Below are 15,519 nucleotides of genomic sequence, written 5' to 3' on the forward strand. Positions count from 1 at the left end.
CTCCTGAGGGTTGGGGGGCGGACTTACTTGTTGGCGCCGAGCTCGATCGGCACGCCGACGAGGGAGCCGTACTCGGTCCAGGAGCCGTCGTAGTTCTTGACGTTCTCCACGCCGAGCAGCTCGTGCAGGACGAACCAGGTCAGGGCCGAGCGCTCACCGATGCGGCAGTAGGCGATGGTGTCCTTCGCCAGGTCGACCTGCTCGTCGGTGTAGAGCTGCTTCAGCTCGTCGTCCGACTTGAAGGTGCCGTCGTCGTTGGCGTTCTTCGACCACGGGATGTTGCGGGCGGACGGGACGTGACCCGGACGCTGCGACTGCTCCTGCGGCAGGTGCGCCGGGGCGAGCAGCTTGCCGGAGAACTCGTCGGGCGAGCGGACGTCGACCAGGTTCTGCGCGCCGATGGCGGCGACCACGTCGTCGCGGAAGGCGCGGATCGCGGTGTTCTGCGGCTTGGCCTTGTAGTCGGTGGTCGGGCGCTGCGGGACCTCGTCGCCGGCGACCAGCTCGCGGGCGTCCAGCTCCCACTTCTTGCGGCCGCCGTCGAGGAGCTTGACGTTCTCGTGGCCGTAGAGCTTGAAGTACCAGTAGGCGTACGACGCGAACCAGTTGTTGTTGCCGCCGTAGAGGACCACCAGCGTGTCGTTGGCGATGCCCTTCTTCGACAGGAGCTTCTCGAAGCCCTCCTGGTCGACGAAGTCGCGGCGGACCGGGTCCTGGAGGTCCTGGGTCCAGTCGATCCGGATCGCGTTCTTGATGTGGTTCTTCTCGTAGGCGGACGTGTCCTCGTCCACCTCTACGATCGCGATGCTGGGGTCGTCCAGGTGGTCCTGCACCCAGTCGGCGTCGACCAGGACGTCGCTGCGGCTCATGTTTTCTCCTCCGGGGCAGTTGCGGCGGGGCGAGCGGTGAGAGGGTGCGCGCGCTCGGGCCGTGCGGCGGCGCGCGGGTGCCCTGGGCAGGGCGGGTGAGGGGGACGGACGGCGACGGCGCCGTCCGGTCAGAAGGTGCGACAGAGCATGGCGGCAACGCGGCACAGGTCCACTGCCCGCCGCTTCGTCAGATCCGCCTGTCGCTTCATGGGTACCGATCGTAGGGACGGATGCCGGGCCATGTCACCGACGTGTCGCATCCTGAGACGGGATCGTCCGCACTGTGGGATCGAAGGAGAGCCCGGGGCAGCGCAGACGCCGGGGCGGGCGGGTGGCCCGCCTTCGCATCTGCGGTACGGACAGCGTCGTCTCGCCTGTCGGACTTCCGGCCCCCTGGGCCCCTACCCGGCCAGTTTGACGTTCGAACCCTTCACCGTGATCTCGACGCCGTCCTTCGCCGCCTCGACCTTGTCCAGCTCGATGCCGCCCGGCAGTTCGTCGATGGTCTGCTGGAAGTCGGTGATGGCCCGGATCCGGGACTCGGCGAGCTGCCGGCCGCCGATCTCCGGCAGGCCGTCGGCGACGACCTCGACGTCGTTGTCCTTGACCTTGACCGAGCTGAGCACCTCGACCGGCTCGGGCAGGTCCACGCCCAGGACCGTGGCCTGGAGGGACACCTTGATCTTGCCGTTGCCGCCGTCGGAGAGGCCGATGACCTTGGCGGTGATGCCGGGAGCGATGTCCGTGGGCTCGGACTTGGCGGCCTTCATCAGCTCGTCGTAGGCGACGGTCGCGGTGCCGGTGGCGGTGGCCGCGGTGGCGGAGCTGTAGTCGCCGGAGAACGCGACGCCCTTCATGTCCGCGCGCAGCTCGGCGATGCGGATCTTCTCGTCGCCCTTGCCGGTGGACGCCTCGTAACCGTCGATGCCCACCTGGACGTCGTCCAGCTCACCGCCGGCGACCTGGGTGAGGAACGGGAAGCCGTTGATGGACACGTCCGGCGTCGACGGCAGGTTCTCGGTGCTGCGCACCTTGTCCGCGACCTCGTCCTCGGCGAAGTTGACGGCCACGCGGTCGGCGATCACGAAGAGGCCGCCCAGGATCACGACGACGACCAACAGTATTCGCAGTGCGCGCATGTGGAGTTCCCCAACCCTGGACGGTCGACGACAGCGGTCCCCCGACGGCCGGTGGCCGTCCAGGCGCGAGCGTAACCCGGGCGGGTGACGCCGCCCGGGTTCTGTAGACCACCTGTGACACCCGCGCCGGGCGTCCGGCGCGTCAGGCCAGCGCCCGGCCCAGCACGTACACGGCCGGCGCGGCGGCGGCCAGCGGCAGGGCCACGCCCGCCGTGAAGTGGACGAAACGGGACGGGTAGTCGTACGCCGCCACCCGGAGGCCGACCAGCGCGCACACCGCCGCTCCCCCGCCGAGCAGCGCTCCCGACGCCCCGAAGTCCGTCGCCGAGCCGACCGCGATCCCCGCGCCGGCCGCCGCGAGCAGCGCGACGACCACGGAACCCGCCGTGGGCAGCGGCAGGGCGCGGGCCACGACCGCCACGGCCACCGCGACCGCGCCGACCGTCACCGCGTCCGCGTCGGCGGCGAGGTACCCGCCCGCGATCACGGCCAGGGCCGCCGCGGCGACGGTCGCCATCAGGCCGTACATCCGCTCGTCGGGGTCGGCGTGCGAGCGCAGTTGCAGGACGAGGGAGAGCAGCACCCACACCCCGAGCGTGCCGAGGATCGCCGCCGGGGAGCGGTCCGACACCAGCATCGCCGCGTCGGCGGCCAGCGCGGCCGCGAAGCCCAGCGCGATGCCCTGCCGGGCCGGCCACATGCCGTTCAGGCGGAACCAGCCCGCCGCGGTGACGGCCTGGAGGGCGACGAGCGGGACGAGGAGGGCGTACGTGCCGAGCGCCGCCGCGCCGGCCAGCAGCAGCCCGAGCAGCGCCGTGAGCCCGGCCGGCTGCATCCCCGGGTCGATGATCGGCGAACGCCCCTCGGCACGGGCCCGCTGCGCGTCGGTCACCCGCGTGTTCCCGGCGACGGTGGCCGGACCGTAGCCGGCGTCGCCAGGAGAGGCGGGCGAGGCGGGCGAGGCAGGTGAGGCGGAGGGCGCCGGGGCCGCGGGAGCGTACGGCTGGGGCTGCGGCTGCGGCTGCGGCTGCGGCTGCTGGGACTGGTACTGGTACTGAGGTGCGTACGTCTGTGCCGGAGGCTGCTGGTACTGCTGCTGCGGCTCGGACCCGTACGGCGGCAGGTAGGCCGTCTCCTCCGCCTGGACCGGCGGCTGGGTCTGGTGCACCTGCGTCTCCCAGGTCTGCCCGTGCCACTGCTGCGTGTACTGGCCGGCGTTCGGGTCCTCGTACCCCTGAGGAGCCTGGTGGGCCTGGTGGGTCTGGTGGACCTGCTGATCGGGCCACTGGGCGTCGTACCCGCCCTGCCCGACCCATCTCCCGTGCTCGTCGTACCCCTCGTACCGCTGATGCGGCTGATGCGGCTGATAAGGCTGGTCGGTCATCGCTCACCCTCCTGCGAACGGCGGGAGCACCTCGACCGTGCCGCCGTCGGCCAGCCGTACCGTGTCATGCCCGCGGGTGCCCACCGGGTCGCCGTCGACGAGGAACGAGCAGCGCAGCAGCACGCGCGTGAGCTCGCCGGGGTGCCGCTCGCGCACCGCGCCGAGCGCGTCGGCGAGCGTGGCCGCGTCGTACGGCTCCTCGGCCACTCCCGCGGCGGCCTTCGCGGCGGCCCAGTAGCGCACCGTGACCTTTGCCATCTGGTTCCTCAATCAGTTGACGGTGAACACCGTCAGGCTAGCCCGCCTTGGAGACCGCCCAGGCGCCGATCCGGCCCAGCAGGGCCTCGTCCGACGCGTGCTCCGCGTGGCCCATGCCGGGTTCCAGCCAGAGTTCGCCGTGGTCACCGGCGGCCCGGGCCAGCATCCGCGGGTGGTCGAGGGGGAAGTAGCCGTCCCGGTCGCCGTGCACGAGGAGGAGCGGCGTCGGGGCGATCCGCGGCACCGCGTCCACCGGCGACAGCGGCTCCGGGTCCCAGGCCAGGTGGTGGATGCGGGTGCGGAAGCCGTAGCGGCCGACGAACCGGCCCTCGGGGCGCGTCACCATCCAGTGCAGCCGGCGCATCGGCGCCGTGCCCCGGTAGTACCAGCGGGCGGGCGCGCTCACCGACACCACGGCGTCCGTCCGCGCCGCGCTGTCCGGGCCGTACAGCGCCGCGTGCCGCAGCACCACCGAGCCGCCCATGGAGAAACCGACCGTCACCACGCGCGCGTGCCCGAAGCCGCGTGCCCACGCGACGGCCGCCGCCAGATCCAGGACCTCGCGGTCGCCGACCGTCGACCGTCCGCCGGAGGCACCGTGGCCCCGGAAGGAGAAGGTGACCACGGCGCCGTACCGGGCGAACGTCCGCGCGATGCGTAGCACGTGCGCCTCGTCCGCGCCCGCGGTGAAGCCGTGCGCGACGACGAACACCAGGTCGGAGGGGTCACCGCCGGTCGCCGCCGGCTTGTACACGGCGTCGATCCGGACCCCGTCGGCGCTGCGCAGGAAGGTGCGTGCGGGCATGCGGCGGGGCGCTCCCCCCGGCGTCTCGGAATGCGGACGATTCCCTGGACGAGAGGTGGAACGCGCCACATGACCTGACGCTCGGTAGCTCATGTCGGCTATTCTGCTGCGTAGAGGACTCGGGCAAAGTAGCCCCCGGGTCCTTTTGTGCTTCCAGGAGCGTGGCCGATCGTTCACCTCCCGGACGCACAGCGGGCCCCACGGGCACGGGATCCGCACCGTACGAAGCAGTGCCGTAAACGTCCTCGCAGGGACCGAGGAGGAACCAGACGTTATGGGCGAGCGAAGCGTGCACGACCGTAGGACGACCCAGGCAGGTGGGGCGCGATGAGCTCTCTGCTGCTCCTCACCAATGCCCTTCAGCCGTCGACGGAGGTGCTCCCCGCCCTCGGCCTGCTGCTGCACAACGTCCGCGTGGCTCCGGCGGAGGGCCCGGCCCTCGTCGACACCCCCGGCGCCGACGTGATCCTCGTCGACGGGCGCCGTGACCTTCCCCAGATCCGCAGCCTGTGCCAGTTGCTGCGGTCCACGGGGCTCAGCTGTCCGCTGGTCCTCGTGGTCACCGAGGGCGGCCTCGCCGCCGTCACCGCCGACTGGGGCATCGACGACGTACTGCTGGACACCGCGGGACCGGCGGAGGTCGAGGCGCGGCTGCGGCTGGCCATGGGCCGCCAGCAGATCGTCGGCGACGACTCCCCGATGGAGATCCGCAACGGCGACCTCTCGGTGGACGAGGCGACGTACTCCGCCAAGCTCAAGGGCCGGGTCCTGGACCTGACCTTCAAGGAGTTCGAGCTGCTCAAGTACCTCGCCCAGCACCCGGGCCGGGTCTTCACCCGGGCCCAGCTGCTCCAGGAGGTGTGGGGCTACGACTACTTCGGCGGCACCCGCACGGTCGACGTGCACGTACGGCGGCTGCGCGCCAAGCTCGGCCCCGAGCACGAGTCGCTGATCGGCACCGTCCGCAACGTCGGCTACCGCTTCGTCACGCCGGAGAAGCCGGAGAAGGCGAAGTCCGAGAAGACGGAGCGGGAGAAGCCGGAGCGCGAGAAGGCGGCGCCCGCCGGGGCGGAGGCCCCGGACACGGCGGCGGCAAGGTCATCCAAGGTGTGATACGCCCTGCCCGGAGCGGGTCCATCCGCGTAGACTCCGCGCGTGGCCAAGGTGACTCGGGATGATGTGGCGCGGCTGGCGGGAACTTCCACCGCCGTCGTCAGTTATGTCATCAACAACGGACCCCGGCCGGTCGCCCCGGCCACGCGCGAGCGTGTCCTCGCCGCGATCAAGGAGCTGGGGTACCGCCCGGACCGGGTCGCCCAGGCCATGGCGTCGCGGCGCACGGACCTCATAGGCCTGATCATCCCGGACGCCCGCCAGCCCTTCTTCGGGGAGATGGCGCACGCCGTCGAGCAGGCCGCCTCCGAGCGCGGGAAGATGGTCCTGGTCGGCAACACGGACTACGTCGGCGAGCGCGAGGTCCACTACCTGCGGGCCTTCCTCGGGATGCGCGTCTCCGGTCTGATCCTGGTCAGCCACGCCCTGAACGACCTGGCCGCCGCCGAGATCGACGCCTGGGACGCCCGGGTCGTCCTGCTCCACGAGCGGCCCGAGGCCATCGACGACGTCGCCGTGGTCACCGACGACCTCGGCGGCGCCCAGCTCGCCGTGCGCCACCTGCTGGAGCACGGCTACGAGTACGTGGCCTGTATGGGCGGCACCGCCGAGACCCCGTCCGTCGGCGACCCCGTCTCCGACCACGTCGAGGGCTGGCAGCGCGCGATGAAGGAGGCCGGGCTGTCCACCGAGGACCGGCTCTTCGAGGCGCCGTACAACCGCTACGACGCCTACAAGGTGGGCCTGGAGATCCTGGCCGGGCCGCGCCGCCCGCCGGCGATCTTCTGCTCCACCGACGACCAGGCCATCGGCCTGCTGCGGGCCGCCCGCGAGCTGCGCATCGACGTGCCGGGCGAGCTGGCGGTGGCCGGCTTCGACGACATCAAGGAGGCGGATCTCGCCGACCCGCCGCTGACGACGGTCGCCTCGGACCGTCCGGCGATGGCGCGGGCCGCCGTCGACCTGGTCCTGGACGACGGCCTGCGGGTCGCGGGCTCCCGGCGCGAGCGGCTGAAGGTGTTCCCGTCGCAGCTGGTCGTACGGCAGTCCTGCGGCTGCGTGTAGCACCCGCCCGGCAGCCGTCCTTGTATCGGGCATACGAGGTTCTGCCGGGCTTCTCAGGCGGCACTCAGGCCGCTCTCATCCTCGGGCGCGAAGCTCATGGACATGACCGAGAGCCTCCGCCGCAACGGCGAGTACGAGCACGCGCAAGAGAACCCGTACGGGAACCCGTACCAGGGCGCCCAGCAGCACGCCTCCTCTCCCGTCAACCCCGAGTGGCCGCCCCCGCCGGCCCAGCCGCCCGCGGCACCCCACGCCGGGTTCGCCGCCGACGGGCAGCCCGAGCAGCCGCCGCGGAGGCGCCGGGCCCGTCGCGGCCCCGTCGCGCTGCTCGCGGCCGTGGCCATCGTCGCGGCGGCCATCGGCGGCGGCACCGCGTACGGCATCCAGGAGCTGGCCGGCGGCGACACCGTCGCCTCCGCCACCAGCACGAACGTGGTGCCCTCCAGCCAGAAGGGCACGGTCTCCGGGGTCGCGAAGGCGGTCAGCCCCAGCATCGTCGAGATCAGCGCCACCTCGAACGCCGGCTCGTCCACCGGTTCCGGCGTGATCATCACCGACGACGGCGAGATCATCACCAACAACCACGTCGTCTCCGGCGCCTCGTCGGTCAAGGTGAGGACCAGCGACGGCAAGCAGTACACCGCCGAGGTCGTCGGCACGGACAGCAGGAAGGACCTCGCGCTGATCAAGCTGGAGAACGCCTCCGGTCTGAAGGCCGCGAGCCTCGGCGACTCGGACGCCGTCGGGGTCGGCGACCAGGTCGTCGCCATCGGCTCGCCCGAGGGCCTGACCGGCACCGTGACCAGCGGCATCGTCTCGGCCCTCGACCGCGACGTGACCGTCTCGACCGACGAGGGGCAGCAGCAGCAACAGCAGGGGCAGGGCGGCGGCCAGTGGCCGTTCGAGTTCGGCGGCCAGGAGTTCAACGGCGACACCGGCTCGTCCACGACGACGTACAAGGCGATCCAGACCGACGCCTCCCTCAACCCGGGGAACTCCGGCGGCGCGCTGATCGACATGAACGGCAACATCATCGGCATCAACTCCGCGATGTACTCGGCGACCGAGGCGTCCGCGAGCGCCGGCAGCGTCGGCCTCGGCTTCGCCATCCCGGTCAACACCGTCAAGGCGGACCTGCCCGACCTGCGCGCGGGCGCGAGCAACTGAGCGGTCACGAGTACCTGCGACGAACGTGCGACGCTGAACCCATGAGCCCCGCAGACGCCGACCGCGACCGTGACGTCCAGCGCATCCTGATCGTCGACGACGAGCCGGCGGTCCGCGAAGCCCTCCAGCGCAGCCTCGCCTTCGAGGGATACGGCACCGAGGTCGCCGTCGACGGCGCCGACGCCCTGGAGAAGGCCGCGGCGTACCGGCCCGACCTCGTCGTCCTCGACATCCAGATGCCCCGCATGGACGGCCTGACCGCCGCCCGCCGGATCCGCGGCGGGGGCGACACGACGCCCATCCTGATGCTGACCGCCCGGGACACCGTCGGCGACCGGGTCACCGGCCTCGACGCCGGCGCCGACGACTACCTGGTCAAGCCCTTCGAACTGGACGAACTCTTCGCCCGCATCCGCGCGCTGCTGCGCCGCAGCTCCTACGCGGCGGCGGTGGAGGCCACCGCCGAGGACGACGACACCCTGACGTTCGCCGACCTGACCATGGACCTGGCGACGCGGGAGGTCACCCGGGCCGGGCGCCCGGTGGAGCTGACCCGCACGGAGTTCACCCTGCTGGAGATGTTCATGGCGCACCCGCGCCAGGTCCTCACCCGGGAGCAGATCCTCAAGGCGGTCTGGGGCTTCGACTTCGAGCCGTCGTCCAACTCCCTCGACGTGTACGTCATGTACCTGCGCCGCAAGACCGAGGCGGGCGGCGAGCCGCGCCTGGTCCACACCGTCCGGGGCGTCGGCTACGTGCTGCGGCAGGGCGGCGCGGAGTGACAGGTCTGGTGCGCCGCTATCGCGCGCTGCCGCTGCGTTCGCGCCTGGCGCTGCTGGTGGCGGGGGCGGTGGCGTTCGCCGTGACGGCGGGGGCGGTGGCGTGCTGGTTCGTGGTGAAGAGCGTGCTGGTGAGTTCGCTGGACGAGGCTCTGAAGGCGAACCGGATGGACAGGGCTCAGGTGAGCCGGTACGTGGACCTGCGCACCGGTCTCTGCTCCCACGACCCGCTCACGCACGAGCAGAACCCCTACGGTTCGTCCGTGCAACTGGTGGCCCGGCAGAACACGAGCTGCCTCATCATCGGCACCGAGGAGGTCCCGCTCACGGACGCCGACCGCGCCGTGGCCGAGGGCTCGTCCGCCAACGCCCTGCACGACGCCACCGGTTCGGACGGGACCCAGTACCGCGTCTTCACCTACACCGTGCCGGGCCTGTCCGACGTGGCCGTCTCCGCCGCGCGCCCGCTGAGCGAGGTGAACAGCTCGCTCAACAACCTCGCGCTCGTCCTCGTCTTCGTGGCGGGAGCGGGCGTCGTCGGCGCCGGCGCGGCCGGCCTGTGGGTGGCCCGGACGGGACTGCGGCCCGTGGACGAACTGACCCGTACCGTCGAACACGTCGCCCGCACCGAGGACCTGACCGTCCGCATCCCCGTCGAGGACGACAGCGACGACGAGATCGCCCGCCTCTCCCGCTCCTTCAACAGCATGACGGCGTCCCTGGCCAGCTCCCGTGACCTCCAGCAGCAGCTCATCGCCGACGCGGGCCACGAACTGCGCACCCCTCTCACCTCGCTCCGTACGAACATCGAACTCCTCACCCGCAGCGAGGAGACCGGCCGCCCGATCCCGGAGGCGGACCGCAAGGCGCTGCTCGCCTCGGTGAAGGCGCAGATGACGGAACTGGCCGCGCTGATCGGCGACCTCCAGGAGCTGTCCCGCCCGGACACCGGCCAGCACGAGGGCCGCACGCGGATCCTCCCGTGGCACGACGTCGTCGAGTCGGCGCTGCGCCGCGCCCGCCTGCGCGGCAGGGAGCTGACCATCACGGCCGACGTACAGCCCTGGTACGTACGGGCGGAACCGTCGGCCCTGGAGCGCGCGGTCGTCAACATCCTCGACAACGCGGTGAAGTTCAGCCCGGAGTCCGGCACCGTCGACGTACGCCTCGCCGACGGCGTCCTCACCGTCCGCGACCACGGCCCCGGCATCCCCGCCGACGAACTCCCGCACGTCTTCGACCGGTTCTGGCGTTCCCCGTCGGCCCGCGCCCTGCCGGGATCCGGCCTGGGTCTGTCGATCGTGGCCCGCACGGTGCAGCATGCGGGCGGCGAGGTGACCCTGACCCCGGGCGAGGACGGTGGCGGCGGGACGGTCGTCACCGTGCGGCTGCCGGGAGCGCCGGTGCCACCGCCGGAGCCGGGCGCGGCCGACGCGGGTCAGTGGTAGCCGAGCATGCCGGGGGCGTCGATGTCGACGGTGAGGAAGCCGGGCGGATAGAGGTCCTCCCGCCCCGTCAGGATGATCGACATGCCCCCCGAGCCCAGGTGCGGCGTCGCCACGTAGAGCGCGTGACACGTGTCGGCTCCGCCCCAGCCGTCACGCACCATGCCGCCGACGGTGACGGCCGCGGCCTGACCGAGCGGATCGACCTGGAGACCCGGAAGCGCCATCAGTGCGCCTCCGACGTTCGCCTCGCCCTCCTCGGCCTTCATGAGGCACAGCGCCGGGAGGTGCAGCCAGTCACCCGGCGTGTGCGCGAGGTTGTCGGCGAGGCGATGGAGAGCCTCGTGACCATGGGCGAGCGCCAGAGCCGCACCCGAGTCGAGAATGATCACCTGGCGTTCTCCCGGAGGGCCCGGGTCTTGTCCGCCGCCATCGCGTAGATGTTGGCCAGCACGTCCGGTCCGCTGTCGAACTCCTCGTCGCTGAGTGTGCAGCCCAGCCGTTCACGCAGCACGGCGCGCGTGGCCGCTACCCGCTCCGCGATCTGCTCCGCCGTCGACTGCTCCGAGGCCAACCGCTCGACCAGCTGGCCGAGGGTCATGCCCCGCTCCTTGGCCACCTGGGCGAGGTGGTCGCGGGCCTCTCGGGACACCTGAATGGTCGTGTTCTCCGCCATAGCGCTACTGTAATCTCATTACAGCCAAGGGAGTGGCGTCCGTCGCTCTCTTCACCCGAGAGTGTCCGCGGCGCTCCACCCGCTTCACTCCCTGCCCCCTCCCCAGGCAGAGCCGAGACGGTGAGATCCCGGCGCGCGGCACGGAGGTGGTGCGGTTGCGGCGGATCAGCAGCCGGAGGCTGCCGGGGCTTCTGCCAGGCCCGGCGGTGGCCGTGGCCTTCCCGCAGCCGGTCCACCGGCAGAGTCGATGTCCACGGCCGGCGTGCTAGGAGCGGGCCCGGCACAGTTCTTGACCCACGAGGGTGATCATGGCCTGCTGGGTGTCCTGGCCGCCGTCACTGGTGACGTACACCACGGCGGTCCGGGCCCCGTCTCGGGTGGCGCCGCCCCAGGTGACATAGCCGAGGAGTTCGCCCCGGTGGCCGAAATAGCTGCCGCCGCAGGGCAACGGGATCTCGGCAAGACCGAGTCCATACCTCACGCCCAGCTCGGGCAGCGCGGGCATGGTGGTCGTCATCTCGTCGAGCTGCGCCGGAGCCAGCAGACGGCCGCCGAGCAGCGCGGCGTAGAACCGGTTCAGATCATGCGCGGTGCTGATGATCGAACCGGAGCCGACGGCCATACTCGAATTGAGCTTCGTGACGTCGATGCCGGTGTCGGTGCCGAACGCGGCGTAGCCCTGGGCGTGCGGGCCCAGGACGAACGGGAAGACGCCGGGCGTACTGGTGTCCCTCAGGCCCAGGGGGCGGATGATCCGGCCCTTCACCTCCCGTGCCCAACTCCGGCCGGTGACCTTGTGAATGATCATCGCGGCGAGAATGTAGTTGGTGTTGGAGTACGACCAGCCGGCGCCCGGGGAGGCCTTTTGCCTCAGCGCCAGATCCACCAGCTCCTCGGGGGCATACGTGCGGAACCGCTCGGCCCGATAGCCGTCCGCGCTGTTCAACGCCGGTATCTCCGGCCCCACATCAGGGATGCCGCTGGTGTGCTGCAGCAGCTGCCGCACGGTGATCCGGCTGCCGTCGTTGCCGTTGCCCCGCACCACTCCCGGCAGCCACTGCTCGACGGTGTCCTCCAGGGACATTCGCCCCTCGCCGACGAGTTGCAGCACGACCGTGGCGGTGAAGGTCTTGGTGGCACTGCCGATCCGGAACCTGCCGTCCCGCGGCATGGGTCTCCTTGTGTTCGTCGCGGCCGTCCCGGCGTACGCGCTGTCGCGTGCCTCCGGGGACGTCACCTCGGCGTGCACACCGACGGCCCCGGTGTCGTGGATCGCCTCCACCTGCCGTTGGAGCGGACCGGCCGGCCGCGGGTTCGCCGCCGCCGTGGACGCGGTCGGTGCGACGAGGACGGCTGTAGCCAGGCTGGCCAAGACCAGTAGACCTCGCCGACGCCTTCTTAACCCGTGCATGACGACCTCTTCTCGCTTCAGGTTGCGCGCGTGAGCAGGGACCGCTCGGGCTGTGACCTGCGACTGTGTCGCCCCCGGGAGCCGGCGGTCGGCAACCATCCCACCAGAAGAGGAGGGGGCGCCCCATCCAGCTTTCCCCCGGCATACCGATGCGCTGTCCTCAGGGCGGTGCAGGGGGTTACCCCCCGGATGCTGCCCCCGCCCGGGCCTCGACCAGCAAGATCACGATCTGCGGCTGGAGTACGAACGACGCCCTGAGGATCGCGGCAGCCTCCTGTCACGGCTCGCGGACACATCGAGGAAGCCCGGCTGGACTCCGGAAAACAGGTGCTCGCCGGGGCCAGGGCCGTGCTCGGCGACGCGGGCCGGGGAACGGGCGGTGCGGTTCGCGCCGGCCAGGTCGGCGGAGGCCCCGGAGGACGTGCTGCGGATCGCGGTCGCCCGGGTCGGATGAGGCCCGGCCCGCACCCCGGGTGGGCGCGGGCCGGGCCTCGGAAGGAACCTCGGGCTGCCGGCTACCGCACGACCGTGATCCGGTCCGCCGACGGCGGGTCCAGCGGGTCGCCGGCCGACGAGTTGGCCGTCAGGTACTGCTCCAGCGCGGCCAGGTCGTCGCCGCCGACCAGCTCGTTCGCGCCCTCGTTCAGGGTGGGGAAGCCGTCGCCGCCGCCCGCGAGGAAGCTGTTGGAGGCGACGCGGTAGGTGGCCGCCGGGTCGATGGGGGCGCCGTCGAGGCGGATCGAGTCCGTCACCACGCGGTCCGCGCCGGACTTCGTCAGGTCCAGGGTGTAGGTGAGGCCGGACGAGACCTGGAGGATCTTCGGGGCCGCCTCGTTCGGGCCGCTGACCTGCTCCTTGAGGACCTGGACCAGCTGGGCGCCCGTGTAGTCCTTGAGGTTCACCGTGTTGGCGAAGGGCTGGACGGTGAAGCCCTCGGCGTAGGTGACCACGCCGTCGCCCTCGGCGCCCGAGGCCGCGTAGGTCAGCGGGGCCCGGATGCCGCCCGGGTTCATCAGGGCCAGGTCGGTCTCCGGGTCCTGGGCCCTCCCGTACGCGAGCTGCGCGTCGGCGATCAGGTCGCCCAGCGGGGACTCGGTGCCGTCGCGGGAGATGTCGGCGGAGATGTGGCCGACCGCGCGGTTGCCGATCGGGGCGGCCAGCGTGCCCCACTTGTCGATCAGCCGGGTCATGTCGGGCGCCTTCGGGACGTCCCGCGTCACCACGTGGTTCGCCGACTTCACCGACGTACGCGCGATGTCGCCCGTGCGCCGGTCGTAGGTCAGCGTGGTGTCCGTGTAGAGGCGGCCGAAGGACGCGGCCGAGGTGACCATGCGGGGGTTGCCCGCCGGGTCCGGGATCGTGCAGACGTACGCGCTGTGCGTGTGCCCGGTGACCAGCGCGTCGACCTGCGGCGTGACGTTCTTCGCGATGTCGACGATCGGGCCGGAGACGCCGTCGCCGGCGCCCGGGGCGTCGCAGTCGTAGTTGTAGGAGGTCGAGGCCGGGAAGCCGCCCTCGTGGATGAGGGCGACGATCGACTTCACGCCCTGGCGCTGGAGCACCTTGGCGTACTTGTTGATCGTCTCGGCCTCGTCCTTGAAGGAGAGGCCCTTCACGCCGTCCGCCGAGACGATGTCCGGCGTGCCCTCCAGGGTTACGCCGATGAAGCCGACCTTGACGCCGTTCTTCTTCCACACCCAGTACGGCTCGAGGATGGGCTTCCGGGTCTTCTCGTCCAGGACGTTGGCGGCCAGGTACGGGAAGTCGGCGCCCTTGAACCTCTTGTCCGTGTAGCAGCCCTCGGTGGGGTGGCAGCCGCCCTTCTGGAGGCGGGCCAGCTCCTTCGCGCCCTCGTCGAACTCGTGGTTGCCGACCGACGTCACGTCCAGGTCGAGCTTGTTCAGCGCCTCGATGGTCGGCTCGTCGTGGAAGAGACCGGACAGCAGCGGGGACGCGCCGACCATGTCGCCGCCGGCCGCGGTGACGGAGTAGCGGTTGCCCTTGCGGGCCTCGCGCAGATGGGTGGCGAGGTACTCCACACCGCCCGCGTCGACCGTCTTCGTCGTGCCGTCCGGCTGGACCTCGGTGACCCGGCCGGAGGATCCGGCGGGCGGCTCCAGGTTGCCGTGCAGGTCGTTGAAGGAGAGCAGCTGGACGTCCTGGTAGCGGCCGTGCCCGTGTCCGTGCCGGCTCGCGTCGGCGTTCGCCGAGGCCGGCAGGGCCGCGGCGGCGAGCGCCCCGGCGGTGACGACCGTGGCGGCGGCGAGGAGACGGCCCGTGCGGCGTCTGCGGCGCGACTGGTGCGGCTGTGCTGTGGCTGGCATGCGCCCCCCTGTGGGTGTGCGTGGCGCGAGCCGCTGAGGGACGGCTCGTCGGAGCGGCAGCCTAGAGTCAACGCGCGTAGCGCGACAGGGGGGTTCGGGTTACATCCTGGTTTACCTTCCCGCCCGCCCACCGGCCCGCCCCTTACCCTCGTACGCATGACCAGCGACGACACCGCGCGGCCCGGCCGCCCCCGCTCGATCGAGACCCTCGCCGAACTGACCCCGGAGCAGACCGGCGCGGTCCTCGCCCTGCTCACCGAGGCGGCCCGGAACGACGGGCAGCACGCCGTGTCCGAGCAGGGCCGGCTGCACCTGCGCGGCCCCGCGCGGGAGGGCATCGCGCACCTCCTGCTCACCGTCGACGGCGAACTCGTCGGCTACGCCCAGCTCGAGGGCACCGACCCGATCGAGCCGCCGGCCGCCGAACTGGTCGTCCACCCCTCGCACCGGGGCCAGGGGCACGGACGCGCCCTGGGCTCCGCGCTGCTCGCCGCCTCCGGCAAGCGGCTGCGGGTCTGGGCGCACGGCGGCCACTCCGCCGCCCGGCACCTCGCGCAGGTGCTCGGCCTGACGTTGTTCCGCGAACTGCGGCAGATGCGACGGCCCTTGGCCGGCCTCGACCTGCCGGACCCGCGGCTGCCCGAGGGGGTCACCGTCCGCGCCTTCGTACCCGGGCAGGACGACGCGGCCTGGCTCGCGGTGAACGCCGCCGCCTTCGCCCACCACCCCGAGCAGGGCTCCCTCACCCAGCGGGACCTCGACGACCGCGAGGCCGAGGAGTGGTTCGACCCGGCCGGTTTCTTCCTGGCCGAGCGGGCGGGCGAGCTGATCGGCTTCCACTGGACCAAGGTGCACGCGGAGGAGCGCCTGGGCGAGGTGTACGTCCTCGGCATCCGCCCCGACGTCCAGGGCGGCGGCCTGGGCAAGGCCCTGACCACCATCGGCCTGCGGCACCTGGCCGGACAGGGACTGCCCACGGCGATGCTGTACGTGGACGCGGACAACAAGGCCGCCGTGTCCGTCTACGAGCGCCTGGGTTTCGTCACCCACGAGACGGACCTGATGTACCGCACGGAATCCTGAG

General features: G+C 71.8%; 15 protein-coding genes. 6 read left to right on the forward strand and 9 right to left on the reverse strand.

What is annotated here, in order from left to right; translation table 11 throughout:
• Positions 1-23: 23 nt before the first annotated feature.
• The 5 genes from OIE75_RS17365 to OIE75_RS17385 all read right to left on the reverse strand — a co-directional run bounded on the left by OIE75_RS17365 (position 24) and on the right by OIE75_RS17385 (position 4,548).
• A complete protein-coding gene (locus OIE75_RS17365; protein WP_125493076.1) occupies positions 24-869 on the reverse strand; it encodes a sulfurtransferase in 846 nt (281 codons plus the stop codon).
• A 401-nt stretch (positions 870-1,270) separates the two neighbouring features.
• On the reverse strand, positions 1,271-2,008 hold the full coding sequence (locus OIE75_RS17370; RefSeq protein WP_122621127.1) for an LmeA family phospholipid-binding protein: 738 nt from the start codon (positions 2,006-2,008) through the stop codon (positions 1,271-1,273).
• Between the two features lie 142 nt (positions 2,009-2,150).
• On the reverse strand, positions 2,151-3,392 hold the full coding sequence (locus OIE75_RS17375) for a hypothetical protein (RefSeq protein ID WP_329471421.1): 1,242 nt from the start codon (positions 3,390-3,392) through the stop codon (positions 2,151-2,153).
• Between the two features lie 3 nt (positions 3,393-3,395).
• Positions 3,396-3,650: a MoaD/ThiS family protein gene (locus OIE75_RS17380; protein WP_307013461.1), complete on the reverse strand. Its 255-nt coding sequence runs from the start codon at positions 3,648-3,650 to the stop codon at positions 3,396-3,398.
• Between the two features lie 37 nt (positions 3,651-3,687).
• The gene (locus OIE75_RS17385) at positions 3,688-4,548 is read right to left on the reverse strand and encodes an alpha/beta hydrolase (RefSeq protein ID WP_307013463.1); all 861 of its coding nucleotides are present in this window, start codon (positions 4,546-4,548) and stop codon (positions 3,688-3,690) included.
• Positions 4,549-4,782: 234 nt separating this feature from the next.
• On the opposite strand from OIE75_RS17385, the gene OIE75_RS17390 reads away from it, so the two are divergent.
• From OIE75_RS17390 to OIE75_RS17410, 5 genes are all read left to right on the forward strand, one after another.
• Positions 4,783-5,568 (forward strand): response regulator transcription factor, encoded by a 786-nt coding sequence (locus OIE75_RS17390; protein WP_122621129.1) that lies wholly within the window; start codon positions 4,783-4,785, stop codon positions 5,566-5,568.
• 42 nt (positions 5,569-5,610) lie between these two features.
• Positions 5,611-6,633, forward strand: a complete 1,023-nt coding sequence (locus tag OIE75_RS17395; RefSeq protein WP_307013466.1) for a LacI family DNA-binding transcriptional regulator — start codon at positions 5,611-5,613, stop codon at positions 6,631-6,633.
• Between the two features lie 102 nt (positions 6,634-6,735).
• Positions 6,736-7,800 (forward strand): S1C family serine protease, encoded by a 1,065-nt coding sequence (locus tag OIE75_RS17400; RefSeq protein ID WP_329471422.1) that lies wholly within the window; start codon positions 6,736-6,738, stop codon positions 7,798-7,800.
• A 41-nt stretch (positions 7,801-7,841) separates the two neighbouring features.
• The gene (locus tag OIE75_RS17405; RefSeq protein WP_307013469.1) at positions 7,842-8,582 is read left to right on the forward strand and encodes a response regulator transcription factor; all 741 of its coding nucleotides are present in this window, start codon (positions 7,842-7,844) and stop codon (positions 8,580-8,582) included.
• Positions 8,579-10,027 carry a sensor histidine kinase gene (locus OIE75_RS17410; RefSeq protein WP_307013470.1) on the forward strand — a complete coding sequence of 483 codons (1,449 nt, stop codon included), beginning with the start codon at positions 8,579-8,581 and terminating at the stop codon, positions 10,025-10,027. The genes OIE75_RS17405 and OIE75_RS17410 overlap by 4 nt, the downstream gene beginning before the upstream one ends.
• On the opposite strand, the gene OIE75_RS17415 is transcribed toward OIE75_RS17410, so the two are convergent.
• The 4 genes from OIE75_RS17415 to OIE75_RS17430 form a co-directional block, all read right to left on the reverse strand.
• Positions 10,018-10,416, reverse strand: coding sequence for a hypothetical protein (locus OIE75_RS17415; RefSeq protein WP_307013472.1), 399 nt, complete (start codon positions 10,414-10,416; stop codon positions 10,018-10,020). The genes OIE75_RS17410 and OIE75_RS17415 overlap by 10 nt on opposite strands.
• Positions 10,413-10,700 (reverse strand): hypothetical protein, encoded by a 288-nt coding sequence (locus OIE75_RS17420; protein ID WP_307013473.1) that lies wholly within the window; start codon positions 10,698-10,700, stop codon positions 10,413-10,415. The genes OIE75_RS17415 and OIE75_RS17420 overlap by 4 nt, the downstream gene beginning before the upstream one ends.
• Before the next feature lie 265 nt (positions 10,701-10,965).
• Positions 10,966-12,111, reverse strand: a complete 1,146-nt coding sequence (locus OIE75_RS17425) for a serine hydrolase domain-containing protein (protein ID WP_329471423.1) — start codon at positions 12,109-12,111, stop codon at positions 10,966-10,968.
• Positions 12,112-12,626: 515 nt separating this feature from the next.
• Entirely contained in the window at positions 12,627-14,435 is a 1,809-nt protein-coding gene (locus tag OIE75_RS17430) for a bifunctional metallophosphatase/5'-nucleotidase (RefSeq protein WP_307013476.1), read from the reverse strand.
• A 156-nt stretch (positions 14,436-14,591) separates the two neighbouring features.
• Between OIE75_RS17430 and mshD the strand changes: the two genes are divergently transcribed.
• Positions 14,592-15,518 carry a mycothiol synthase gene (gene mshD, locus OIE75_RS17435; protein ID WP_329471424.1) on the forward strand — a complete coding sequence of 309 codons (927 nt, stop codon included), beginning with the start codon at positions 14,592-14,594 and terminating at the stop codon, positions 15,516-15,518.
• Position 15,519: the final 1 nt, after the last annotated feature.

Origin of the sequence: Streptomyces sp. NBC_01723, assembly GCF_036246005.1 — a bacterium.
In the GTDB taxonomy this organism is placed as follows: domain Bacteria; phylum Actinomycetota; class Actinomycetes; order Streptomycetales; family Streptomycetaceae; genus Streptomyces.

Bases quoted from the DNA above. Each gene is read 5' to 3' on its own strand.
- OIE75_RS17430 (WP_307013476.1), bottom strand. From the start codon at position 14,435: ATGCCAGCCACAGCACAGCCGCACCAGTCGCGCCGCAGACGCCGCACG.
- OIE75_RS17385 (WP_307013463.1), bottom strand. From the start codon at position 4,548: ATGAGCTACCGAGCGTCAGGTCATGTGGCGCGTTCCACCTCTCGTCCA.
- OIE75_RS17370 (WP_122621127.1), bottom strand. From the start codon at position 2,008: ATGCGCGCACTGCGAATACTGTTGGTCGTCGTCGTGATCCTGGGCGGC.
- OIE75_RS17375 (WP_329471421.1), bottom strand. From the start codon at position 3,392: ATGACCGACCAGCCTTATCAGCCGCATCAGCCGCATCAGCGGTACGAG.
- OIE75_RS17390 (WP_122621129.1), top strand. From the start codon at position 4,783: ATGAGCTCTCTGCTGCTCCTCACCAATGCCCTTCAGCCGTCGACGGAG.
- OIE75_RS17365 (WP_125493076.1), bottom strand. From the start codon at position 869: ATGAGCCGCAGCGACGTCCTGGTCGACGCCGACTGGGTGCAGGACCAC.
- OIE75_RS17405 (WP_307013469.1), top strand. From the start codon at position 7,842: ATGAGCCCCGCAGACGCCGACCGCGACCGTGACGTCCAGCGCATCCTG.
- OIE75_RS17420 (WP_307013473.1), bottom strand. From the start codon at position 10,700: ATGGCGGAGAACACGACCATTCAGGTGTCCCGAGAGGCCCGCGACCAC.
- mshD (WP_329471424.1), top strand. From the start codon at position 14,592: ATGACCAGCGACGACACCGCGCGGCCCGGCCGCCCCCGCTCGATCGAG.
- OIE75_RS17400 (WP_329471422.1), top strand. From the start codon at position 6,736: ATGACCGAGAGCCTCCGCCGCAACGGCGAGTACGAGCACGCGCAAGAG.
- OIE75_RS17380 (WP_307013461.1), bottom strand. From the start codon at position 3,650: ATGGCAAAGGTCACGGTGCGCTACTGGGCCGCCGCGAAGGCCGCCGCG.
- OIE75_RS17425 (WP_329471423.1), bottom strand. From the start codon at position 12,111: ATGCACGGGTTAAGAAGGCGTCGGCGAGGTCTACTGGTCTTGGCCAGC.